Origin of the sequence: Kitasatospora sp. NPDC094015 (genome assembly GCF_040304075.1) — a bacterium.
In the GTDB taxonomy this organism is placed as follows: Bacteria; Actinomycetota; Actinomycetes; order Streptomycetales; family Streptomycetaceae; genus Kitasatospora.
On the sequence record NZ_JBEOUL010000049.1, the window covers coordinates 1 to 25,168 of the forward strand.

The window sequence follows — 25,168 nt, forward strand, 5'->3', positions numbered from 1 at the left end:
TTCGCCCCCGACGGCCGCTTCCACCGCATCGAGGAGACCACCCTCATGCTCGAAGGCACCGCCGCCGACCGCGACCTCGGCAGCGCCCGCTGAACCACGGTGCCCACCCGGCGCCATGCGGCAGCGTCCCTGCCCACGGCGCATCGTCCCCGGTCTGTGAGAGGAAGTGGTTTTCGTGCTCGACGTGCTGATCGCCGGTGCCGGCCCGGTGGGGCTGTGGCTCGCCGCGGAGTTGCGCCTGCACGGGGTGGAGGTGGCCGTGGTGGAACGCCGGGCGGCGCCGGACGGACGGTCGCGTGCGGTCGGCATGCAGGCGGGCACGCTGGACACGTTCGCCACCCGGGGCCTCGCGGAGCGGTTCATCGAACGCGGTACCCCGGTGCCGACCGGCCACTTCGGCGCGGCGACCACCCGGCTGGACTTCTCCACGGTCGGGGCGGTGCACCCGTTCATGCTGGCGCTCGGTCAGTGCGTCACCGAACAGCTCCTGGAGGAGCATGCGCTCGCCGCGGGCGCCCGAGTGCTGCGGGGGGAGGAGGTGGTCTCGCTCACCCAGGGGCCGGACGCCGTCGAGGTGGTGCTGCGGGCCGGCGGCACCCACCGGACCCTGCGGGCCCGCTGGGTGGTCGGCTGCGACGGTACCCGCAGCGTGGTGCGCCGGGCGGCGGGGATCGACTTCCCCGGTCAGGACACCACTTTGAGCGGGTGGCTCGCCGACGTCGAACTCGACGATCCACCCGCCGCGCCGCTCGCCGCTTCCGGGCCGGCCGGGTCGTTCCTGGCGGCCCCGATCGGCGACGGCGTCCACCGACTGGCGGGCCTGTCCACGGCCACCATGCACCGCGGCGCCGGCGAACCGCTGACCCTGGACGAGGTGCGCGAGCAGACCCGCGCGCTGCTGGGACGGGATCTCGGCATGCGCAACCCGCGCTGGCTCTCGCGCTACGGCAACGCCACCCGCCAGGCCGCGCGGTACCGGGCCGGCCGGGTGCTGGTGGCCGGGGACGCGGCGCACATGTTCTTCCCGGCCGGCGGACAGGGCATGAACCTGGGCATCCAGGACGCCACCAATCTTGGCTGGAAGCTGGCCGCCACCCTCCAGGGCCGGGCGCCCGACGGACTGCTCGACAGCTACGACACGGAACGCCGGCCGGCCGCCCGCGCCGTCATCGACAACACCCGCGCGCAGCTCGCCCTGTTCGCGGCGGCAACCCCGGAGCAGATCGCACTGCGCGAGGTCTGGTCCGCCGCACTCGCCGAACCGCGGACCAACCGCCAGTGGGCCCGCCGAATCGCCGGGTTCGACGACCCGCTCCCCGCCGACACCGAACCCCGCACACACCCGCTCACCGGCACCCGCCTGGCCGGCCTCGCCCTGAACACCCCGAGCGGGGCGACCACCGCCCACCCACTGATGCACCACGGCCGACCACTCCTGCTGGACCTCGACGGGCAACGGACACCGTGCCCGACGGACGGCCTGGAGCACCAGACCGGAACCGTCAACCCCGACACGGCGCACCCCATCTGGCTGGACGTCACCGCCGTCCTCATCCGACCGGACGCCCGGATCGCCTGGGCGACCACCGACACCGACCCGCAACGCCGCGCTGCCGACTGCCTCACCACCCTGCGCACCCTGCACCGCTGACCGCCACTGCCGGCAGCTCAGCACCATGGCTCGACACCGCCCAGCCGCAACGACTTCGACCGAGCAGTGCGCGCCGGCACCGTCCGGCGGTGGCGGCCGGCGGGTGCAGGGACCCGCCCGCCATAAATCGGTGGGCGCCCGAGGGCATCCCCGCTATGGTCTCTCCCGCGGGCGGCTCCGCGGCGTGCTTCCTTCTCCTCACACCCTGACACAGAACAGCGCGCCCCCTCTCCGCCCGCCCTTCTTCGCTCTCATCCTCTCGGGGGATCCATCCGAATGACCCGAGTCGCCGCGTCGTTCACCGACGCCGACCTGGACACCTTCCTGCTCCGCCGCCGCGGCGTCGTCTGCGTCCCGACCGCGGACCTGCTCCCCGCAGTCGACCCGTGGAACGCCGACGGCCTGCTCGCCCTCGACGCCGACCTGATCCAGCGCGGCTACCTGCTCACCGCCCAGCTCCGCACCGCTCTCGGCCGGTCGGAGCCCGCCGCGCTCGCGGCGATCGGGGGCACACTCCTGGCGGGCATCGACCGCCTGCTCGGCGCCGACCGCCGGCACCTGACGCTGTTCCACCGCTTCCCCGACGCGGTCCCCTCCCACGCGCACCTGCTGTACTCCCGGACGATGCGCGCGTTCCTGCTCAACCAGCCCCGCCAGCCGTGCGCCCACTGCGGCCGGACCGGTGCCGAGGCCGGAATCGGCGCCCTCGCGCCCTGCGCCCACCTGCTGTGCGCGGGCTGCCACCGGGGGCTGACGGCCGAAGGCCGGGGCGGACACTGCCCGTTGTGCGCCACCCCGCTGGACGACGGCACCTACCTCGGGGAGGACACCCGGATCGGCCGGATGGCCGCCGAGGAGTTCGGCGGCCAGCAGACCCTCCGTCCGCTCCGCCTCACCGAAGGCGACACCCTCACCGTCGCCGTGGCCGAACTGCACCGGCTGCTCGCCCGCCGCACCCCGCTCCCCCCGCAGGACCGGGAGGACCTCGAAACCCTCCTCGTCCTCGCCCCCGAGAACCTCCCGGAACTGCTCCCCGAGCGGATCCCCGTCCGCGAGACCAAGGCCACCGTGCTCGCCGCACTGCTGCGCCGCGATCCCGCCCGGGCCCTGCCCGTCCTCGCGGAGCGGATCGACACCGCGACCGACCTGCTCCGGCTGCTGTGGGCCTGGTCGGGCGCCGAACCGGACCTGCTGCCCGCAACCGCCCGCCGCCTGCGCCTGCGCAACCTGCCGCGACCGCTGCGCCGCGACCTGCTGGCGATCCTCGACGCACTGCCGCTCACCGCACTCTGCGAGGACCTGCGCCGCCACCGGTCCGCCTGGCTGCGGGCAGGCGAGCTGCTCCACCCCTACGAGTACCGCACCCGCTTCACCACCGTCACGACCGCCTTCGCCCTGCTGCGGGAGACCGACCTGCACGAGCACCCGGCCGGCCGGGACCTCGCCCAACCACCGGCCCCGCTAAGGGTGGTGGACACCGGCGGACGCACCAAGCTGGCATTCACCGGCTTCGCCGCCCAGGCCGAGGCCCGGCTCGCGGCCGGGGACGTGTCCGGCGCCCTGCGGGTCCTGGCCCGCCGCCCCGGCGAGCTCACCCGGCGGCTGCACCACGTCCTGCGCGTGCGGGCCCGCACCGCACCCGGCGCCGCACTGCCCGACGAGGCACTGCGCACCATCGCCGAGGGCCTGCGCACCGTCGCACCCGGCCCGCTGCTCGGCGCGTACGGCCGGCTGCGCGGCCCGCGGGAGCAGGGTGAGCGGCGGCTGTACTTCCCCCGGGGAGCGGTCGCCCTGGCCCACGCCAGGGAGGACCACGGCACCCTCGTCCCGGAGGAACTGAGCCGCCCGGTCTGCGAGTTGATCGAAGCGGAGCTGGTACGGCGGGGCACGGGGGAGCGGTACGACCTCGCCCTGCTCGACGAGGGGCTGGCCGACCTGGTGGCACCGTTCGCCGAACGGGCCGCCGCGCGCACCCTCGTCTGCGTACCGCGCGGCAGCCGGCTCGCCCTCCCGGCCGGCGGCCACCTGCGCCTCTTCCTGCACTGGATGCAACCCGACCACCTGCGCGTCGACCTCGACCTGTCGGTCGCGTTCTACGACGCCGACTGGCGGTTCACCGGGATGTGCGACTTCACCGAGCTGGTGCACGGCGACCGGGCCGCCGTCCACTCCGGCGACCTCGTCTCCGCCCCCGCCCCGGACGGCGCCACGGAATTCGTCGACCTGGACCTCACCCGGCTCGCGGCCGGCGGCGCCCGGTACGCCGTCATGATCGTGTTCAGCTACAACGACGTCTCCTTCGAGCAACTCACCGATGCCTTCGCGGGTTTCATCCAGCTGGACGCGGCCGATCGCGGCGCCGGACACTACGACCCCAAGGCCGTGCGCCAGCGGCTCGACCTGGCGGGCGACGCCAAGGTCTGCGTCCCGATGATCGTCGACCTGGCCGACCGTCGGTACACCTGGACCGACCTCAACACCGGTGCCGACGGCGGCTTCCACAGCGTCCGCCGGCACCACACCGAGGTCGGCCGGCTCTCCCACGACGTGCTCGCACACTTCTCCCCGGGACACCGTGCCACCCTCTGGGACCTGGCCTGCGCGCTGGCCGCCGCCACCACCGACGAGGTCCTGGTCCGCGGGCGCGACGGCGGCCCTTCGCAGCGCTGGCGGCGTGCCGAGCACGAGACCGTCGAGGACTTCGCGGCCCGGCTGCGCACCCGGCACCGGCCCGACAGCCCGGGCCCGTCCGGGCCGGAGCTCACCGTGCGCCTCGCCGGCCGGCGGGTGCTGGCCGCCCTCGTCGACGCCGACGTGCCCGCGCCCGAGCAGCTCTCCGGTGCGCTGTACCGCCTCCACCCCGGACCGTTGGACGCGGCGCCCGAAGCGGTGGAGCGGCTGACCGCAGGGGACCTGGTGGCCCGCTTCGCACCGTCACCCCGCCCTGCGGCGGCCCCGGTCCCGGCTCGGTCCGGGGCCGACAGCCCGGCCCCGACGTCCGCGTAGCGGCGGGCCACCCGGCGACGGGCGGCCGAGTACCTGGTTCTCGGCAGGGTGCTCCACGGTCCGACTCCTCGCTGCAGTGGCGGTCCGTACAGATGTCCGGTACCGGGCCCGGACCGAGGGTGGGTGCCATCGGCAGGTCCCGTGGCGGGTTGAGCACCGAAGTTCACCTGGCCGGTGACGCCCGGGCACGGCCACCGGCGATCGTCTCGACGGCCGGGCAGGCCGGCGACGCGCCCGCCTTCGACACGGTCATGGCCGCGATCCACAGGCCTTGGTGCGGGCCGCTCAGGTGCGGCGGGAGGCGGCGGTCAGGCATCGGCCCAGGTCGAGCACGCTCAGGCCGAAGATCAGCACGCCCAGCGGAACATGCAGCGCGGGCCGGTGGGTGACGCCCAGGACCACCTGGACGGAGGCGAGCACCAGGAAACCGGTGGCGTACCCGACCGGCCGGGCCGGCCCGCCGCCCGGACGCCACGCCAGGACCGCCGCCAGCAGGTAGAGCATCGAGGCGCCGTACATCACCCGCGCCCCCACACCGTGCAGGGTCCCGCCGTACGAGGTGGAGAGCAGCAGACCGGCGGTGGTCGCCTGGAAGAGGATCATCAAGGTCTGCAGGGCGACGGCGACCTGGACGAACGTCGGACCGCGGCGGCCCGCGGCGGTCGGTGGTGCGGTGGTGGGTCCGGTGGTCGGTCCGGCGGTGCTGCTCGGGATGGCCATGGCGCGGGTCCCTCTTCCTGGCTCGCGGAGGTGGATCGGTAATGTCCCGCAGGTTCGACGACGCAGACCCGCGAAGTGTGAGGCGGGTGGGGGACCGACCGGGGGCGGGCAGCATGGACAGCGGGGACGGACGTTTCGAGCGGCACCCGGAGGCGGCCGTCGGCGAACGGCGCCACCTGGTCGACCTGGCCTACCGGATGCTCGGTTCACCGGCCGAGGCCGAGGACGCCGTACAGGAGTCGTACGCCCGCTGGTACGCGATGCCGGCCGCCCGGCGGGAGGCCGTCCGGGTGCCCGCCGCCTGGCTGACGACGGTGGTCAGCCGGGTCTGCCTGGACGTCCTGGGGTCGGCCCGGGTCCGGCGCGAACGCTACGTCGGCGAGTGGCTGCCCGAGCCGCTGCCCGACCGCGCCGAGTGGCCCGGCCGCGCCGGCGGCGGCCCGTTCGACCCGGCGGACCGGATCACCCTGGACGAGTCGGTGACCATGGCCTTCCTCGTGGTCCTGGAGTCGATGACGCCCGCCGAGCGGGTGGTGTTCGTGCTGCACGACGTGTTCGGGTACCCGTTCCCGGAGATCGCCGGCATTGTCGGCCGGACCCCGGCGGCCTGCCGGCAACTGGCCTCCTCCGGTCGCCGACGGCTCGGCGCGGCACCCGCCCCGACGCCCCGGCGGGACCGGCAGGCAGCGGTGGTACGGGACTTCAGGCAGGCGTGGGAAGCCGGGGACATCGAAGCGCTGGTCGGCCTGCTCGACCCCGCCGCCACGATGGTCGCCGACGGCGGCGGCCTGGCCGCCGCGGTGCTGCACCCTGTCGAGGGCGGCGAACGTATCGCCCGCTACCTGGTCCTGATGGCCGAGAAGGCACCGGGCCTCACCCTGCTGGAACGTACCGTCAACGGCCTGCCGGGCCTGGTCGCCCAGCGCGACGGCGTCACCGCGACGGTCGCGGCCTTCGGCCTCGCGGACGGCCGGATCACCCGGATCTGGGCGGTCCGCAATCCGGAGAAGCTGACCCGGTGGACCTGACGACCTGACCGCCTTTCGCCGACCCGTCCGGCGCGCCGCGTCACGCCGGGGGCAGAGGCCCGGACCCGCGCACCGGACCCGCCGTCACGACACACCGGGGCTGTCGGACCCCCGCCCTACGATGGCCGGGCCGACGCGCGGGCGGGAGATGCAGGCCAAGGACGGCGCGGGACCGGCGTCGACGACGCCCTGGCCCGGGCGTGCGGCCCGTGGGGGCCGGAACCGGTGTTCCGCACGCCGGTGTTCGTGCTGACCCACCGCCCCCGGGCGGCCCGGACGTGCGGATCGGCGGCGGACCGTCGACGATCCGTCAGTTCTTGGCCGCCGACCCGATCGACCACCACCTGCACCTGGTCGTCGTCCCGATCGTGCCGGGCCGCGGAGCCGACCGGAGAGCGGTACCGGCCGGAAACCCGGTGCCGGCCGGGTGCCGAAGGCGCATCATGGGACGGCCGGCAGGCGAAGGACCCGCCGAAGCGCGACCCGAGTACCGGAGGTGTCCGAGCGGTGAGTCCGGCCGGCCGGCACCGTCCGCCCCTCGATCGGCGCGCCGCCGCGCGGAGTCCGCACCGCCGGTCGCACCTGGCCGGCTACCACCGCGGGCGCTTCCCCGCGGAGGAGGCGTACATCCGCGAGCTCTGTGCGGACCTTCCGCCCGAGGCCCGGTACGTGATGTTCAACAGCCACCTCGGGACGGCGACCGGCGGCGACCTGCTGTGGTGGTGGGCCGAGCCCGACGGGCGGGCGTTCGGCTGCCTGGTCCAGGTGCGGCGGCTGGCCCGGCACCGGGGGAACTGGCGGATCGGCTCCGACCCGCGGGCCTGCCTCGACTCCCAGCTGACCCGACTGCTGTACGCCGCCGAACACTTCCGGGTACCGGCCGCCGTCCTGCTGTACACCGGCACCGGCGGCGCCGAGGGGGCAGGTCTGCTGCCCGCGGTGGCGGTCCGGGACGACCTGCGCCGGCACACCGCTGCGCTGTGGGGCGGCGGCGTCCGGTTCGGCGGCCTCGACGGGCCGGCACTGCTCCGGGGCGCGGTACCGGTGACGGACCTGCTCACCCCCGTGCCGCAGCCCCGTCCGCCCGCCGTGACCGATGCCGAGCTCGCCGCCCGTGGCGTCGCCCACGGCCTGCGGCCCCTGCTGACCGAGCCCCAGTCCGGGGCGGGCGCCGTCGCCCGCACGGTCCACGACGTGATGGCGCACCACCGGAGCTTTTCCGCGCGGACCGCCGGGGGAGAGCCGCTCACGGTGGCGGACGGCGGGCACCGGTACGGCCGTACCCCGTACCTGCGGCACGTCGCCGACGGCCTGCGGGCCGGCCTGCCGGCGGAGGTGCTCCGAACGCTGGCCGGTCACGGGCCGGCCCGGCTGGCCCGGTACGTCGCGGGCGTGGTGGTCCTCCCGGTGGGCACCGCCCGGTGCTGAGCCGGACGGCCCGCCCGCTCCCGTGGGGGAGCTGGCGGGCCGTCGCTCGGGGGCGTCCGGGCCGGGGCCCGGTGCCGGTCAGGCGAGCTGGGTCGGGACCGGGCGGTCCTTGTCGATCGAGCGCACCCCGCCCGCGGTGAGCGCCTCGGCGAACAGCTGCACGTCGGCCACCCGGCCGGCCGTGTACTCGCCGTAGGCGCCCTCGTAGATGCGCCGGCCGATCTGGACCGGCCCGGTGGCGTTCCACACCGTGCCGGTGTAGTCGGCGGTCGCTGCCGCGTCGTCGTTGACGTACAGCCGCAGCTCCTGGCTGTCCGCGTCGAAGACGCCCACCAGGTGGTACCAGGTGTTGGTCCTCGGGCTGAGCGGTCCGGTGGTCGGGCCGTAGGCGCTGGAGAACTTCCCGGCGGTGTCGTCCGCGTGGGCGTGCCCGAAGGCGAACGCGTGCGCGCCGCTGGAGTAGTACAGCTGGAGGCCGTTGGCGCTGGTGCCGGACTGCGAGACGAAGGTGGAGTTGGCGGTCAGGCTGGTCAGGTTGACCCAGGCCGAGACGGTGTAGTTGCGGCTGGTGTCCAGGGCGGGGCCGGTGGTGGCGGCGTAGCCCGTGGTGCCGTTGAGGGCGAGTGCGCTGCCGCGCTGGGCGTCGGCCGTGACGGTGGCCCCACCGTTGAGGGTCAGGCCGCCGGCGGGGCGGACGCTGTCATCGGTGGAGTCCAGCTTCCACCAGGCGGTCGGCCGGTGGACGTGGCCGATCGCGACCGGCGCGGCGAACTGCGCGAGGCCGCCGGCGGCCGCCGCCCCCGGGTACTCGGTGAGCCGGCCGGAGCCGCTGCCCGCGTACAGTGCCGGGAAGCCGGTGCCCTGGACGTCGCCGGGGGAGGCCACGGTCGGGTAGTCCTTGCCGCCGATGCCGAGCGGGAGCACCGGCTGGGCGGCCGGCAGCACGTCACCGCTGGTGGCGGCCCACTTCTGGTCCGCGATGTTCATGCAGTCGTAGATGATGACCTGGGTCCTCGGATTGCGGTTGCTCGCCGGGTCGGCCAGGCAGCGGCCGGACTGCGGGTTCTTCAGGGTGCCCGGGTAGGGGCCCGGGACCCACTGCTGGGCCGCGGAGTTGTTGCACTGGTAGAGCTGCACCAGGGAGTTGTTCTCGGTGGCGCCCTTCGCCACGTCCAGGCACTTGCCGAGCACGTGCACGGTGTTGTCCGCGCCGCGGGTGAAGGTCTGCGCGTCGGTGCCGTTGCAGGTGTACATCTGCGCGGCGGTGCCGTTGAGGGTCCGGCTGCCGGCGATGTCCAGGCAGAGGTTCTTGTTGCCGGTGTCCAGGACGCCGGAGACCAGTGGGGCGTCGGTCGGTGCGGTGATCCGGGTGGTGGGCACCCCGGCGGCGAAGGTCAGCGGGAAGCTGCTGACGGCGCCGGTGGTGTCGTTGCGGGCCCACAGGGTCGGTGTGCCGCCGACGGTACCGGGCGCCAGCAGGGTCACCCCGGACCAGTCGCCGGTGCCGATCCGCACGCCGGCACCGAGGTTGCAGCCGGCCTGGAACGTGCCGGGGAAGTACCAGAGTTCGCCCTTGTCGACGGTGACCAGGTCGGGGGCGTCGGCGAAGCCCGCGAGCTTTCCGGGGGCGAGGATCTGGGTGACGTTGTTCCAGGTGCCGTCGGAGCCCTTGGCCGGGCAGGCGGTGGAGTTGCGGATCGGCACCACGTTCTGGGTGAGCGTGAAGTGCCCGGTGGCGCCGCCGGGGGTGACGGCGTCGTTCGGGTAGAGGTAGAGCTCGTGGGTGGCCTTGTTGTAGGCGAACAGGTCGTCCACGTCGGTGCCGGTGGCGGTGCCGCGGTGCGCGACCAGGTAGGTGTTCCAGCCGGTGCCGTCCGGGCTCTGCGCCTTGGCGGACACCGTGGCGGGCGCGGCGGCCGGGTCGGCGTTGCCGCGCACCAGCACCAGGTCGCCGCCGGTGGTCGGGGCGACCAGGTCGGGGACGGCGTCGCCGTCCAGGTCGCCGGCGGTCACCTTGGCGTTCGGGTTCCAGGGGGCGAAGAAGCTGTACTGGCCGACCGTGCCCTGGGTGTTGCCGGCGTTGTCGACGGCCCGGACGAACAGGGTGTGGGCGCCCCACTGGGCGGCGCTCAGTACCACCGGGATGTCGGCGGTGGCGTTGCCGCCGGTGCCGGCCACGGCGTCGACCTTGGCGGCGCCGACCGCGGGGATGTTGGCGTCGAGGGAGTACTCGAAGCGGTCGATGCCGCTGCTGACGCAGGTGCCGCGGGTGCAGCCGGTCGGGGTCGGGTCGTCGGCGCTGACCGCGATCTTGATCCCGGTGTCACCGGCGTGGCCGGTGGGGGCCTGGTCGCCGCCGAGCGGCGGGAAGACCGGGGAGTCGGTGAACGCCGGGAGGCTCGGCGCGCTGAGGTCGATCTTGAAGTAGCAGTTGGCGGACCAGGCGCTGGTCAGGGTGGCGTCGTCGGCGCGTACGTGCCAGCCGTACTGGTGGCCGTCGGCGACCTTGAAGCCGATGTTGACCCGGGTGGTGCCGCCGTCGCCGACCCAGCCGCTGACCGGCGCGCCCTTGGAGGTGGAGTCGCCGTCGGCGTTGGCCGTCCTGGTGTCCCACACCTCGTACTTGGCGCGGAGGTTGACGCCGCTCATGTCGGTGTTGAGGTGGGCGTTGAGGGTGATGTCGGAGGCGTCGCCGGCCAGTCCGGACTCACCGATCCAGCCGGACTCCGCGCCGTCGCAGCCGTTGCTCGCCGGGGAGAGGGTCGCCGGGGTGGTGCCCAGCTTGTCCGGGACCGAGGGGGCGATGTCGAAGACGGTGGTCAGGTACGGGTTGTTGGCGAAGCGGATGAAGTCGTTGTTGCTGGAGGACTTGCTCTCGTTGCCGAACAGGCCGAAGGTCCAGCTGTCGTCCTTGCCGGCCAGCTTCTTGATCTGCCCGGTGACGTCCCAGTTGGCGTCGTGGTTGCCGCAGTGCTGGGACGGGTTGGAGCTCTTGACCTTCTGGGTGCCGCCGATGTACCCGTCGCCGGTCACCGCGGGCTGGTGGTTCCAGCTGGTGGAGCCGCTGATCGCGCCGACCGTCGCCAGCTTGACGCTGGTCTCGTTGTCGCAGTCGAAGGAGGCACCGTAGGTCGAGGTGAGGTGCACCACCGACTTGGAGATCACCATGGACTTGGTGAGGTTGCCGATGTTGAGCTCGAAGTACGCCCGGTTCAGGCCGAGGCACTCCTGCCAGCGCTGGTAGCCGACCCCCTCGCCGTTGTCCTGCGCGTCGTCGTACGGGCTCTGGCTCGCGCAGCCCTCCTTGACGGTGACGAAGTGGCTCTTCTTGCTGGTGATCGGGCTGGTGTAGGGGTCGATGTACAGCGGCCAGACGGTGCCGGAGCCGCCGAGCAGCCCGGCGTCCGGAACGAGCGTCAGGGCGCCCGGGCCGCCGGTCACCGCGAGCGGCCTGACCTGGGCGCCGGTACCGGGCTGCTCGGCGGTGGAGGCGGTGGTCGCGGCGGCGGTGACGGGCTGTTCGGCGCCGTCCGCCGCGGGGGCCGCCTTGGCCGCGGCCTTCGCCGCCGACTTGGCCGCCGGCTTGGCCGCGGGGGCGGCGGGGGAACCGGAGGAGTCCCACATCAGCGGGGTGGGGGAACGGAAGACGGCCGTGCCGTCGGCGGTGGTGGCGGCCACCCGGCCGTCCTGGTCCACGGTGAGCGCCAGACCGTCGCTGGTCGAGGTGGCCAGCCGCAGCGAGGCGAGCGCCGGGTTGGCGCCGGCCTGCGCGTCCCGGACGATCAGCACCTCGTGGAAGCCGCCCTGGTCGGTGCTGGTGACCTTGAGGTCGACCCCCGGCAGCACCCCTTCGTAACGGGCCGTGTCGCCGCTGACCTGCGGCGTCGGCAGCGTGAACGGCAGGGTGTACGACAGCCGGTGGCCCGCGGGGTCGGTGAGGGTGGCCAGCGGGCCGCTGCCGCCGCCGGACAGCGCCAGCCCCGAGGGGGCGGCCTTCGGCGACAGGGTGCCGTCCTGGTTGCGGACCAGCGTCGCGTCGACCGGCGACCAGCCGCCGTCCCGCCGGACCCGGGCGGGCTGCAGGTTGGTGGTGGTGGTGAAGGTGCCGTCGGCGTTGGCGACCGTCAGGTCGGTCTCGGTGGTCAGCGCGTCGACGGTGACCGGCTGCCCGGAGCGGACCGCCGCGGCCTTGGCGGCCACCAGCGGTGAGGCGGCGGCTGCGTCCGTCGGGCCGTCGGCCCGGCCGTCGTCGGCCGGCGCCGGGCCGGCGCCGGCGCCGAGCAGCAGCGCGGCGACCGCCGCGGACACCGCCAGCCTGCGGGCCGGTGGGTGCGCCGGATGGCTCCGGGCACGGGTGTGCTCCCCCATGGAGTTCGTCCTTTCAAGGACAGGATGCGGCGGCCCGGGGCACGCCTGTGTTTCTGGTCACAGGCGGTTCGTCCACCCGCCCGCCGGATGTCGGAGTTGCGGCACTTCTGTCCGCCTCCGTCCGGTTGGTGGACGTAGCACCGGGACTGCTGTGACGGATGGGGCCAGTGTGACCGCTGGGGAAGGGTATTGCTGACGGGGCACCCTGGCAATACGGTTCGGTCCGGGTTCGGACGGCACGTCAGCTGACGAATCCTCAGTACGTCACCAATTTCCGTAACATGGGGGAATTTGCGCATGCGCGCAGAATCACGCGGATTCCGCATACGCGCCGGGTCCCGGCCACGGGCCTGGCTGAACAGGGGAGCGGTGACGGTCGCGACCGTCACCGCTCTCGCGCTCTCGGCACCCTTCGCGGTCGCCGAGTCGGTGGTGGGCGGCTACCGCTACACCGACAAGACCTGGGCGGCCGACCCGCTGCCCGCGCCGCCGAAGGTGCCCGGACACCCGGCGGACAGCCCCGCCGGCAACGCCACGCAGCCCGTCCCGCCGCCCGGCGCCCGCGAGCTGAAGCCGCACGAGGTGCGCGGCGCCACCTGGCCGGCGGGGGCCGGCGCCACCGTCGACCTGACCGCCGCCGCCCCGGTCCGCAGCCTGGCCGCGGCCGCCGGCCAGGTGAAGGCCGGTGCGCTGCCGGTCGCGCTCTCCCCGGCCGCCTCGTCGGCGGTCGGCGCCCGTGCCCGGGCGCTGGTCAGCCCGCTCGCGCCGCTCTCCCCGGTCTCCGCCGTCCAGGTCAGCCTGGCCGGCCGGGAGCAGGCCAAGGGCGCGGGCGTCGACGGCCTGCTGGTCGGCCTCTCCCGCGCCGACCACGGCAGCGCCACCGGTGACGTCTCCGTCTCGCTCGACTACAGCACCATCGACCAGGCGTACGGCGGCGGTTGGGCGTCCCGGCTGCAGCTGGTGGCGATGCCCGCCTGCGCACTCACCACCCCGCAGCTCGCCGCCTGCCGGACCCGCACGCCGCTGGAGTCGGTCAACGACCCGGTCGGCCGCAGGCTGAGCGCCGCCGTCACCCTGCCGGGCCCGGCGGGCGCCAAGGCACCCAACCCGTTCGCCGCCCCCTCCGCGCGGGCCGCCCTCGCCTCGGCGTCCGCCGGCATGGCGGTGGCCGCCGTGGCGGGCAGCAGCGGCTCGCAGGGCGACTTCGGCGCCACCTCGCTGTCCGCCTCCGGCGCCTGGTCGGCCTCGGCCTCGGGCGCCTTCACCTACCAGTACCCGATCACCCTGCCGCCCTCGCTCGGCGGCACCGCGCCGACCGTCAGCCTCGCCTACGACTCCCAGTCGGTGGACGGCGAGACCTCGGCCCGCAACTCGCAGTCCTCGTGGATCGGTGACGGCTGGTCGTACAACCCCGGTTTCATCGAACGCTCCTACAAGAGCTGCAAGGACCAGGGGATCAAGGACTCCGGCGACGAGTGCTGGGGCGGCTGGAACGCCACCCTCCAACTCGGCACCCACAACGGCGTCCTGCTGCGCGACGACAACGGCGCGTACCACCTGCAGAGCGACGACGGCACCAAGATCGAGCGGCTGACCGGCGCCGCCAACGGCCTGTGGGACGGCGAGTACTTCAAGGTCACCACGACCGACGGCACCGCCTACTACCTCGGCCTGAACCACGCGCCCGGCACCACCTCGGACGACCCCACCAACAGCGCCTGGGGCGTGCCGCTCTACCACCCCAAGTCGGGCGACCCGTGCCACAGTTCCGACAAGGGCGACGACTCGCAGTGCGACAAGCAGGTCGGCTACCGGTTCAACCTGGACTTCGTCGTCGACCCGCACGGCAACGTCCAGCGCTACGACTGGGCCACCGAGTCCAACTCCTACAACATGGGCTACGGCCAGGTCGCCGAGGACGACAAGGGCGGCACCCTCACCACGTACACCCGCGGAGGACGGCTGACCCGGATCTCCTACGGCTACCAGCTCGCCGACGCCCGGGCCGGCCGTGAACCCGCCGCCAAGGCGGAGTTCCGCACCGCCCAGCGCTGCACCACCTCGGACAGCGTCTGCAAGGACGGCAACCTCTCCTCCGACACCGCCGCCAGCTGGCCCGACACCCCGTACGACCTGCACTGCGAGAAGGACTGGAAGAACAAGGTCGGGGACGACGACAAGACCGACGGCGTCTGCCTGATCAGCGGCCCGACCTTCTGGTCGACCTACCGGCTCAAGGGCGTCGACACGTCCGTGCGGACCGCCTCCGGGTGGCAGGACGTCGACAGCTACGACCTGACCCAGGTGTTCTCCGACGCCGGCGGCACCTACGACCCGGTCACCGGCAAGACCCAGGACCCGAAGAGCACCGGCTCGCTCCAGTCCGTGATGTGGCTGTCGAAGATCACCCACACCGGCAAGGACACCTCCGCCGGCGGCAGCGGCCCGATCACCCTCGACCCGGTGACCTTCGCCGGGATCGAGATGGACAACCGCGTCGACGGCCTCACCCCGGCCGCCCCGTCGCTGTACCACCCGCGGATCTCCGGCGTGCAGACCGAGACCGGCGAATCCGTCGCGGTCACCTACCGCGCCCCGGAGTGCTCGCGCGAGAAGAAGACGATGCCCGCCTCCGCGGACAGCAACACGATGGCCTGCTACCCGGTCTTCTGGAACACCCCGGGCGGCGTCGAGCCGATCGAGGACTGGTTCCACAAGACCCTGGTCTCCCAGGTCACCGACAGCGACCGCACCAAGGCCGGCTCACCCGCCAAGGTCACCAACTACACCTACGCCGACGGCGCCGCCTGGCACCGCGACGACTCCGAGCTCACCGACGACAAGCACCGGACCTGGAACGACTTCCGGGGCTTCCGCACCGTCACCACCACCACCGGCGCCGCACCCGACCCGATCACCCAGTCGGTCGTCTCCTACCTCCAGGGCATGGACGGCGACCGCAAGGCCGACGGATCCACCCGCAGCGTCACCGTCAGGAACGTGCTGAACGAGGAGATCACCGACAGCCCCTGGCTGGCCGGCACCCCGTACCAGACGCTCGGCCACACCCAGGCCGGCGGCAGCGTCGTCAGCCGCACCCTGACCGACCCTCCGACCTCCACGGTCACCGCGAGCGCCGCCCGCAAGGCCTGGACCTCCGAGGACCCGGAGCCGGACAAGCTGTCCGTGCTGCCCGACCTGACCTCCCGCCGGATCACCGCGACCTCCTCGCGCACCATGGGCCTGCTCGCCGACGGCACCTGGCGCACCGGCCGCTCCGGCACCACCTTCGACTCCGTCGGCCGGATCTGGAAGCAGGACGACCAGCCCGACCGGGCCGACCCCAAGCAGCAGACCTGCACCATCACCACCTACGCCGACGCCCCGGCGGACAACCCGATGATGCTGGTCTCCCCGAAGGAGACCATCAGCCTCGCCGGCCCGTGCACCACCGCGCCCGGCAAGGACACCACGCTCTCCGACAAGCGGATCTTCTACGACGGTGACGGCTCCGTCGCCCACCCCGGCAGCTACGGCGTGCTCGGCCAGAACGGCACCTCGCTCGGCCTGGTCACCGCCACCCAGGCGGTCACCGGCTACGACGCCCAGGGCAAGCCGCAGTTCCAGACCCTCGGCGGGATGAGCTACGACCGGTACGGGCGGGTCACCGCCAGCACCGACGCCGCCGGACAGACCACCACCACCGGGTACCAGCCCGAGACCGGCGTACTGCCCACCACGCTCTCCACCACCAACCCGCTGCAGTGGAAGGCCAGCAGCACCGTCTCACCCGGCAGGGCGTCCGTGCTGCATTCGGTGGACGTCAACAACCAGGTGACCGACGCGACGTACGACGCGCTCGGCCGCCGGGAGAAGGTCTGGTCCCCGGGCCGCGACAAGGCCGCCCAGACCCCCGACCGCACCTACGCCTACGACGTGCACGGCGCCGGCGACAACCCGACCCCGTCCTCCGTCACCACCAGGACCCTGCGCGAGGACGGCTCGTACAGCACCTCCGTCACCATCTACGACGGCACCCTGCAACCCCGCCAGACCCAGTCCACCCCGGCCGACAACTCGGCCGGCCGGCTGGTCTCCTCCACCTACTACGACTCGCACGGCTGGGCCGTCTCCAGCATCGCCACCTACGCCGACACCGACCACGCCCCCGGCGCCACCATGTGGGCCGAGACCAACCGCACCGGTCCCTCGGTGACCCGCACCGCCTACGACGGCCAGGGCCGACCGGTCACCACCAGCCTGGTCTCGTTCGCCAGCACGCTGTGGCAGAGCGCCGTCGCCTACCAGGGCGTCGACCGCGTCGACTCCACCCCCGCGCAGGGCGGCAAGGCCACCACCACCACGACCGACGCCCAGGGACGCACCACCACCAGCGTCGTCCGCGACACCACCCCCGACCGCCGGCTCACCAGCGGCAGCCGGATCTCCTCCGGCACCTCGGTGGTCTCCGCCGGCGTCCGGCTCAGCATGCAGGCCGACGGCAACCTGGTGCTCACCGCCCTCGTCGGCGACCGGACCCTGTGGTCCGCCGGCACCGGCGGCCACCCCGGCGCCTACGCCTCGGTCCAGGCCGACGGCAACCTCGTCGTCCTCGACCCGACCGGGAAGACCACCCTGTGGTCCACCGGCACCGGCGGCCACCCCGGCGGCTACCTCCAGGTCCAGGCCGACGACGACCTCGTGGTCTACGACGCGGCCAACACCCGCCTGTGGTCCGCCCGGACGGCGGGCACCGCGCCCGCCGCCGACATCACCACCCGCTTCACCTACACGGCGCGCGGACAGGTCGCCTCCGTCACGGACAACGCCGGCAACACCTGGTCCTACGGCTACGACCTGCAGGGCCGGATGACCTCGCAGACCGACCCCGCGGCCGGCGACTCCAGCGCCGGGTACGACGCGCTCGGCCGGCTCACCAGCACCACCGACGCCCGCAAGCAGACCCTGTCGTTCAGCTACGACACGCTGGGCCGCCGCACCGCCGAGTACACCGGCGCCGGCACCGACGACCCGGCCAAGCTGCTCGCCGAGTGGAGCTACGACAAGCTCGGCAAGGGCCTGCCGGTCGCCTCCACCCGCTACGTCGGCGGCAAGAACGGGTCCGCCTACATCCAGCGGGTCGACGGCTACAACGCCGTCGGCCAGGCGACCTCGGTCAGCACCGTGATCCCGGCGGCCGAAGGCGCCCTCGCGGGCACCTACACCGCCAAGGCCGCGTACACCGAGAACGTCGGCCTGCTGGCCTCGACCAGCTACGGCACCGACGGCGGACTGCCCGCCGAGACCGTTGGCTACGGGTACAACCTCGAAGGCGGCCTGGTCAGCATGGGCTCGCCCAGCCGGCCGTACGTCGCCACCGTCAACTACAGCCCGCTCGGCGAGGTGCTGCAGACCACCCTCGGCACGCCCAGCAAGCAGCTGCGCACCGCGCAGACCTACGACGCGGCGACCGGACGCCCGGCCACCAACCGGGTCACCCTGCAGACCAACACCGCCAACCCGATCTCGGCGACCACCTTCGGCTACGACCAGGCCGGCAACGTCACCGCCGTCACCGACGTCCAGTCCAGCGGCGGCACCGACCGCACCACCGACACCCAGTGCTTCGGCTACGACGCACAGCGCCGGCTCACCACCGCCTGGACCGACACCAAGGGCCTGACCACCGCCACCGCGGGCCAGCTCGCCCGCTGCACCACGGCCCGGCCCGGCCCGGCCACCGTCGGCGGCCCGGCCCCGTACTGGCTGGACTGGCAGTTCGACCAGCTCGGCGACCGCACCCGCCAGGTCGGCCACGACGTGACCGGCAACGCGGCCAAGGACGTCGGGCAGGCCCTCGCCTACCCCGGCTCGGGCACCGCACCGGCCAAGCGGCCCAACGCGGTCTCCACCGTCACCACCACCGGCCCGGCCGGCACCACCGTGCTCACCCCCGGCTACGACGACGCCGGGAACACCCGGACCCGGACCACCACCGGCGCCCGCACCGGCAGCCAGGCCATCGACTACAACGAGGAGGGCCGCACCGCCGCCGTCACCACCGACGGCAAGAAGACCGGCTACCTGTACGACGCCGACGGCGGCCTGCTGCTCCAGCGCGCACCGGCCGGCACCACGCTGTACCTGTTCTCCGGCAACGAGCAGCTCAACCTCGACGCCATCGGCAAGACCGTCACCGCGCTGCGCTACTACCGCGCCCCCGACGGCACGGTGACGATCCGCTCCAGCGGCGGCGCCATCAGCTACCAGCCGACCACTCCGCAGGGCACCGCCCAGCTCCAGGTGGACGGCGCCACGCTCGGCATCACCCGGCGCGCCTTCGACCCGTACGGCAACCCGCGCGGGGCCGTGCCCGGAGCCTGGGCCGACAACCACGGCTTCCTCGGCAAACCGGCCGACACCGTCACCGGGCTCACCCTGCTCGGCGCACGGCACTACGACCCGGTCACCGGACGCTTCCTGTCGGTCGACCCGGTCCTGGAGAGCGGCGACCCCAACCAGCTCGGCGGCTACGGCTACGCGGCCGGGAACCCGGCCTCCGGCAGCGACCCGACCGGTCTGTGGTGGGGCTCCGGCTGGGGCAGCGCCATCGGCGGTTTCTTCACCGGCGTCGGTGACTCGATCGTCGGTGACCCGTACCAGTGGGGCGTCAACTTCCTGTCCGACGGCTGGAACTCGTTCGCCGACATCGTCAACGGCGACAACGCGGCCTTCAACAGCATGACCGGGTACGAGAACGAGACCCCGTTCCGGCTGGGCCACACCGGGTACGTCGACGACCACCCGCTCGCCGAGCTGTTCGGCGTCGACACCAGCTCGACCTCGTACGTCGCCGGGCAGTGGACCGGCATCGTCGGTTCACTGGCGATCGACGGCTACGGCGCGATCAAGGCGATCAGCAGCGGCGTCAGGGCCGTCAAGGCGGTCAAGGCGGCCGTCGAGGGCGGCGAGGACGCGATCAGCGCCGTCAAGCGGCTGCTCTCCGGCGACCTGCCCACCACCACACCCGCCGACCCGGCGCCGACCACCCCGAAGGGAGACACCCCGTCCACGCCCAAGTCCGGTACCGGCAAGGGCGGCAAGGAGCCGGGCGGCAGCGGCAACAAGAGCGGCAGCGGCAAGAGTGCCGAGGAACCCAAGCCCGCCCCCGACGCCGCCGACTCCGGCACCAGCGGCAACGCGTACCGCAGCGGGTCCAAGGGCAAGCCGAACGAGTACGAGTCGGGCCCCGCGGTGAGCCTCGGCCGGCTCAAGCAGACCCTGGCCAGGGCCGGGCACGGCGACACCTGGGACCGGTACGACGTGGTCCACAAGGAACGGATCATCGACGGCGACACCGGCGAGTTCAACTACGGCAACAGCCCGCACTACATCCGGGCGAACTCGACCATGACCGACGTGCCGCACCGCGGCCGCACCGGCCTGCCGATCATCGAGCTCTCCAACAAGGGCCTGCGCAACATCAAGGAGGCCGTGGTCACCTTCTTCCACGAGGTGCACCACCAGGAGGGCATGCGGATCCACGGTGACAAGGGCAGCGAGGAAGATGCCGAGGACTTCGGCCAGATGATGTGGCGGAGGATCTCCGGGGACAATTGACAGCACGTCGGGCGGGCCGCGGCGGGGGAGACCTCCGCCGCGGCCGGCCCGGCCGCTTCCCGCCCGCGCCGCTCCCGTACACCCCGAAAGGCCACCTGTCCATGGCACGCCGATACGACGACACCGACCGCGAAGCCCTGCGCGCCCAGCTCGACCGGCCCGTGACCGAGCGCACCTGCCCGCTCTGCGGCCACCACGGCCTGCGCGACTACCACCGCGAGAAGCTCGGCCGCACCACCCCCTCGATGATCAACTACCTCTGGTGCCGCGCCTGCCACGGCTACTCCTCCTCCTTCACCGCCGCCGAACGCCGCACCGTCGACCGCGACCCGCTCCAGGACGCCTACGGCGACCGGGTACCCGAGCTGATGCGCGACCCGGAGGGCCTGCTGGTCATCCTCGACGGCTACTGGGACGACGGCCGCCTGCCCCAGACCATGATCCGCCGCCGCTGAGCCCGGCGGTCCTACCACCCGGGGGCGTCCGCTGCTGCCGACGCGGCGGCCGCCTGACCTCGTGGACCAGCGGCATCGGCACCACCCCCTACGAATGGGACGCCGCCGGCAACCGCACCCGCAACGGCCAGGGCGTCTCCACCTACGACAGCGCAACCGACTGCTGGCCGACGGCACCAGCACCTACCGCTACACCGCCCGCGGCACCCTCGCCGCCACCACCACGGCCGGCACCGAACAGACCCAGAAGTACGACTCCTTCGACCGCCTGATCAACGACGGTCAGACCACCTACACCTACGACGCCCTCGACCGCATGATCCAACGGGGGAGCACGACCTTCTCCTACGACGGCGGAACCAACAACCTCATCACCGACGGCACCTGGCGCTACGCCCGCGACGCCGCCGGCGCGGTGACCGGCGCCGCGGACGCAACCGGCCCCAAGCGCGTGCGCACCGACCAGCACACCGACGTCACCGCCACCCTCACCACCGACGGCACCGCCACCGGATCCACCACCAAGTACGACCCCTTCGGCAAGCCCGTCGCCCGCACCGGCACCGGCACCGGCACCAGCCTCGGCTACCAGAGCGGCTGGACCGACCCCGCCAGCGGAGACGTCAACATGCACGCCCGCTGGTACGAGCCCGGCACCGGCAGCTTCACCAGCCGAGACAGCTGGCAGCTCGACCCGTCCGGTGATTCGATGCAGGCCAACAACTACCTCTACAGCGGCGGCGACCCGCTCAACCGAACCGACCCCAGCGGGCACTACGCACCGAGCCCCGGTGCAAAGACGATCAACCTCGCGCCGGGCAAGTACGACATGAAGCCGATCCCGACGCCGGGCATCGGCACCCTCATGGGTGCCGGACTTCGACTGACTCGCAGGAGCGGTATCGGAACCGCCTTTCAAGTCTTCTTGAACGGAATTTCGTCAAACCTGGCCGTGGAGCCTAACTGTACGACAATGCCTGTCGTATGCCAGTCGCCGTGGGAGAAGAACCCGTACTACGGATACATCCACTTCGATGGGCGGGGAGCAACTCCCACACCGCCACCGGATGGCCCACCCACACCGGACGGCTGCACGGTCGACTGCGGAACGAAGTGCAAGGTCAATTGCGGAGCCAAATGCAAGGTAAATTGCAGCACGAAGGAGCCCGGTAAACCCGGATAACCCCAGTCGCGTCCCGGTCGACCCTCGTCCCAACCAGGACCGTGCTAAGCCGCTCCCGGACTGGACGAAGCCGGACTTTGCCAAGCTCCTTGAGAACATCACGCGCACCTATGGCGTCGAAGAGCTTCTGCAGCTTCTTACTGGCGGAGCAAGCAGTCTCATGCCTGACCAAGCGGGTGGCCCTCAAGGGGATCTGCAGACCTACCCGGTTCCCACTCCCGAACCGGGGGGAAAGAACCGCTGGCGACGCAAAGATGATCAGTGCGACGAGGGGCCAGGCGTTTCCTCCACGGGTCATGCGGTCTACCTTCCTCGCGAGAAGTATTACGACAGCTACTCGCAACGGAGTGAATGCCGAGCCACTGGCGTATGGTTCGCCCTTGATGGAAGTGACTATAATCCCTCGGCGAACCCGCGGAAGGGGACGCAGGCCTCGAGTTCGATACGGCCTCCAGGGTATGAGGAAATTAGATTCAATGGTGAAGATCCGGCGAACGGTCACATGCTACCTTCGGCGGCCACTGGGGCGGGGACCGACCTCAGGAACTTGGTTGCTGAGTACCGATTGACAAATTCCCCCTTCCTGCGCGATGGCGTGGAGGCGGATATTAGGAATGCAATCAAGGCAAACAAGCATGTCACGGGCGAAATATCTCCCCACTATGACAGGTCGGACTCCGGGGTCTATGAATATAATTATACGGTAATTGAGGATGGGCGAACGGTTCACTGTATTGTTTACCAAACGCCGACCGGCGGTACAACTAATGGCGGATGTCCTAAGGGGTGAGGTATGCGTGACTATGTGAGTTTGGTGGCGGCTATGCTCGGAGAGCCGGGGCGGCGTCGATCGATCCCAGCTCGCTGGCAGGATCTTGAGAGTGCTCTGGGTGTCGAGCTCCCCGGCGATTTCAAGGGAATTGTGGAAATGTATGCACCGGTCCAAGTTAATGGACATTTGATTCTCTGGCATCCGAATACGGGGCTGTTTAATCTGGCGGAGCGGGTAAATCGAAATGTCGATACTTTTCGATCGATCGATTGGAGCGCTTCCGAGGCCCTGTTTCGTGGCGAGGTGCCGCGCTTCGGAGCTCCCGATGGGCTGATTCCCGTCGCGGGTGCAGACCGTGGAGAGACAATTTTTCTCGCAAAGTCAAAGCGACTCGACATCTGGCATGTGGTGGGTTTTTCCAGTGACGGCGAAAGCTTTCATGAATACGAAATGGGATTTTCTGAGTGGCTCTATCGATACTTTATCGGTGAGGAGATGATCGGTCCCGGCAGTGCCGCCTTCTATCCAGGCCCGCTGCTCGTGGAGGATCTTCCACAGTCGCGAGGCGAGATGGTTGCCCGGCGACATGGGCCTGGTCGCGGGATGTGACCCAGGCTTCTGGGCGGCCGACCTGGGCAAGCGGGGTGGTGCGCCGATTGGCCCCTCGTGTGAATGGCCGTCATTTGCTTGTCGTGATTTCCGGCCGATCTGGGATGTTGGGATTGGGGTGCGGAGCCGATACCCAACGTGGAGACCGCACACATGCGTGCGCTCGAGAAGGGCGGTTGCCGCTTCGATCCGTCCGAGACGGCCAGGGAACGCAACAGCCTCGTCAGACAGCTCCTGATGTACATGCCGCACCACAAGACGATGGAAATGCTGGAGGAGTGGAGGTAAGGCCGGGAGTCGAGGGCTGTTCGTTTCTGGCACTCGCCTGTTGCCGTGAAAAGTCGAGATCCTGGGTAGCTTCTTCTTCGAGGACGGCAAGCCGCTGGACGACTGGCGCAAGCGCACCAAGACGGCCTGGGCGGACCTGAGGACCTGCCGGTGCCGGCGGAGCGGGAGTGGTTGCGTAAGGCGTTGGAGTACACGCAGGAGGATTGGCGAGGGCGCTGAGGACGCGGGGCGGGAGACGATCGTGCATTGGGAGGCGGGGACGACAGACCCTCGCCCGCCTAAGCGCGAGGTATACATCCGGTTCCTCGCGACGCTGGCGCTGCACCATGGCACGGTCGAGCCCGTCGAGTGGCTGCGCCGTGCCCGGGCTGCGGGCCTCGTCCCCGCCACCGTTCGGGCCTCGTCCACCGGGTCAGGGCCTGTGCCTGAGGCCGCCGCGCTGGTTCCCTCCCTGGCCGGGGCGTCCGTTCCCGTGCCGGTCTCGGCTATGGCGGTTGCGGTGGCCGGCGGGGCCAGGTGTTGGAGCTCGACCGCAGTCCGGCCGGGGAGTTGGTGGCGGGTCGGCCGGAGCCGTGTGCGCGGTCCGACGCCGTACCGCTCGCAGGGTCGTCCGGGCCACATGGGTGGCTGGTGCACCGCGGCTGATGCATCAGAGCTGGCTGCCGTCGAGCAGGAGCCGGTCGAGGTGGTGCCGCCGGTCGTTGCGCCTCGCCTGGTCGTACCCGCGGCCGGTCAGGCGCGTCCCGCTGCGTCCTCCTCCTCGGCGCGCGCGGCGCGCAAGGGTCCGGCGGGGAAAGGCCACCACGGGGGAAGGTCCGTCGGACTGGCAGGTCGCCGCGGCCGTGCGTTTCCCGGCCGGTCCGCTTGCGGTTCTCGACACCGCACCGTCGGAGAGGGCGTTGGTGGCCTATCTCGCCGACGGCACCGTGGCGGCGACCGCGCCGGCCGGCCGCACGCTGGCCGCCGTGGTGGAGTGGGCGCTGGATGTGAAGCTCGGTCAGGGACGGCTGTGTCGGCACGGCAAGGACGGCGAGGCCCTGGTGGTGCTCACCGACGCCGCCCCCACCGAGCTCGGCCTGCCGCCGCTCGGCCGGGACGAGAGGACCGAGTTCGTTCCCCGGCTCGGCCCGCTATCCAAGACCCACAAGGCCGTGAAGGCGCTCGAGAAGGCCAGCTGGCTGCTCGCCCAGCGCGGTCTCGGCCCGTGGGCCAGGGTCTACCGCACCCCCGAGGACGGCAAGCACCAGTGCGTGCAGCTGTGCATCCCCGCCTGGGGGCACGGGCCTCCGGCGGCTGGCGGTTCCCGACGACTTCCACGCGGCCGATCTGGCGCGGCTGCTCGGCACCTACGCCACCCGGGTCCTGACCCTGCGCCGCTCGACCGCCGTGTCCGGTCTGGAGCTGGTGACCGTGCTGCGCCCGCCGACCCGGGCGGTGCGCACCGAGGCCGGCTGGACCTCCGGTGCGGTGGAGGGCTCGCGGCCGAAGGACGCCTTCGACCCGGCGCCGTCGGAGGTCCCGAACATCCACCCCCTCGCCCAGGACCGCGAGCCCGGGGGGCGAGTTGGTCACCGAGGCGTGGGACTGGCCCCGCCCCCCACCGATCAGGAAGCCCCGGCGCCGTTCGCGGTCGGTCTGGACGTCAACATGGCGTTCCTCGCCGCCGTCGGCCGCCTGGTCCTGCCGCTCTCCGGCCCGGTCCACGTGAACCCCGTCGTCGACCCGAAGACACCCCGTCTCCTGGCTGGTCGGCCTGACCGGTATCGACACCGACCCGCAGCTCCCCTCACCGTTCACCGCTGACGGTTCCCGGCCGGTTGGGCCGGCTTGGTACTCGACGGCGAAGGTCGCCTGCGCGGTGGAGCTCGGCGCCCGGGAGTGGCCGGGGCACGAGGCCGCATGGGCTCACCGGCCCGCGACCCGGCTCGCGAAAGCTCCCGGAGGCCCGCCTTTGTCCTTCGATCACTGCAGCGAGTGATCCCCTGGCTGCTGGCTCGGGTGTCCTGCGTCGGATGGGCACCGGGCCTGCCCGGAGCGGCG

The 25,168-nt window shown here is 72.2% G+C and carries 11 protein-coding genes and 3 pseudogenes; 11 read left to right on the forward strand and 3 right to left on the reverse strand.

What is annotated here, in order from left to right; all coding sequences use genetic code 11:
* The 4 genes and pseudogenes from ABT014_RS32565 to ABT014_RS32580 form a co-directional block, all read left to right on the forward strand.
* Positions 1 to 93: pseudogene (locus ABT014_RS32565) on the forward strand (nuclear transport factor 2 family protein); the annotation flags it as partial.
* A gap of 82 nt (positions 94 to 175) precedes the next feature.
* The gene (locus ABT014_RS32570) at positions 176 to 1,651 is read left to right on the forward strand and encodes an FAD-dependent monooxygenase (protein ID WP_350643129.1); all 1,476 of its coding nucleotides are present in this window, start codon (positions 176 to 178) and stop codon (positions 1,649 to 1,651) included.
* A 276-nt stretch (positions 1,652 to 1,927) separates the two neighbouring features.
* Positions 1,928 to 4,657: an MXAN_6230/SCO0854 family RING domain-containing protein gene (locus ABT014_RS32575; RefSeq protein ID WP_350643130.1), complete on the forward strand. Its 2,730-nt coding sequence runs from the start codon at positions 1,928 to 1,930 to the stop codon at positions 4,655 to 4,657.
* A 125-nt stretch (positions 4,658 to 4,782) separates the two neighbouring features.
* Positions 4,783 to 4,893 (forward strand): annotated as a pseudogene (locus tag ABT014_RS32580) (IS5/IS1182 family transposase); the annotation flags it as partial.
* 49 nt (positions 4,894 to 4,942) lie between these two features.
* Here ABT014_RS32580 and ABT014_RS32585 read toward each other — a convergent pair.
* Positions 4,943 to 5,377, reverse strand: a complete 435-nt coding sequence (locus tag ABT014_RS32585; protein ID WP_350643132.1) for a hypothetical protein — start codon at positions 5,375 to 5,377, stop codon at positions 4,943 to 4,945.
* Positions 5,378 to 5,490: 113 nt separating this feature from the next.
* Between ABT014_RS32585 and sigJ the strand changes: the two genes are divergently transcribed.
* Positions 5,491 to 6,405: an RNA polymerase sigma factor SigJ gene (sigJ, locus tag ABT014_RS32590; RefSeq protein WP_350643133.1), complete on the forward strand. Its 915-nt coding sequence runs from the start codon at positions 5,491 to 5,493 to the stop codon at positions 6,403 to 6,405.
* A gap of 507 nt (positions 6,406 to 6,912) precedes the next feature.
* Positions 6,913 to 7,833, forward strand: a complete 921-nt coding sequence (locus ABT014_RS32595; RefSeq protein WP_350643134.1) for a hypothetical protein — start codon at positions 6,913 to 6,915, stop codon at positions 7,831 to 7,833.
* Between the two features lie 78 nt (positions 7,834 to 7,911).
* Here ABT014_RS32595 and ABT014_RS32600 read toward each other — a convergent pair whose 3' ends face one another.
* Positions 7,912 to 12,201, reverse strand: coding sequence for a LamG-like jellyroll fold domain-containing protein (locus ABT014_RS32600; protein ID WP_350643136.1), 4,290 nt, complete (start codon positions 12,199 to 12,201; stop codon positions 7,912 to 7,914).
* A gap of 369 nt (positions 12,202 to 12,570) precedes the next feature.
* Between ABT014_RS32600 and ABT014_RS32605 the strand changes: the two genes are divergently transcribed.
* The 5 genes and pseudogenes from ABT014_RS32605 to ABT014_RS34645 form a co-directional block, all read left to right on the forward strand.
* Complete coding sequence (locus ABT014_RS32605) at positions 12,571 to 19,821, forward strand: RHS repeat domain-containing protein (RefSeq protein WP_350643138.1); 7,251 nt, start codon at positions 12,571 to 12,573, stop codon at positions 19,819 to 19,821.
* Between the two features lie 101 nt (positions 19,822 to 19,922).
* Positions 19,923 to 20,276 (forward strand): hypothetical protein, encoded by a 354-nt coding sequence (locus ABT014_RS32610; protein ID WP_350643139.1) that lies wholly within the window; start codon positions 19,923 to 19,925, stop codon positions 20,274 to 20,276.
* 94 nt (positions 20,277 to 20,370) lie between these two features.
* Entirely contained in the window at positions 20,371 to 21,459 is a 1,089-nt protein-coding gene (locus tag ABT014_RS32615) for an RHS repeat-associated core domain-containing protein (RefSeq protein WP_350643140.1), read from the forward strand.
* Positions 21,460 to 22,252: 793 nt separating this feature from the next.
* Positions 22,253 to 22,840: an SMI1/KNR4 family protein gene (locus tag ABT014_RS32620; RefSeq protein ID WP_350643141.1), complete on the forward strand. Its 588-nt coding sequence runs from the start codon at positions 22,253 to 22,255 to the stop codon at positions 22,838 to 22,840.
* A 932-nt stretch (positions 22,841 to 23,772) separates the two neighbouring features.
* Positions 23,773 to 24,393, forward strand: a pseudogene (locus ABT014_RS34645) (DUF8841 domain-containing protein); the annotation flags it as partial.
* An 81-nt stretch (positions 24,394 to 24,474) separates the two neighbouring features.
* On the opposite strand, the gene ABT014_RS32625 reads toward ABT014_RS34645, so the two are convergent.
* Entirely contained in the window at positions 24,475 to 24,654 is a 180-nt protein-coding gene (locus ABT014_RS32625) for a hypothetical protein (protein ID WP_350643143.1), read from the reverse strand.
* Positions 24,655 to 25,168: the final 514 nt, after the last annotated feature.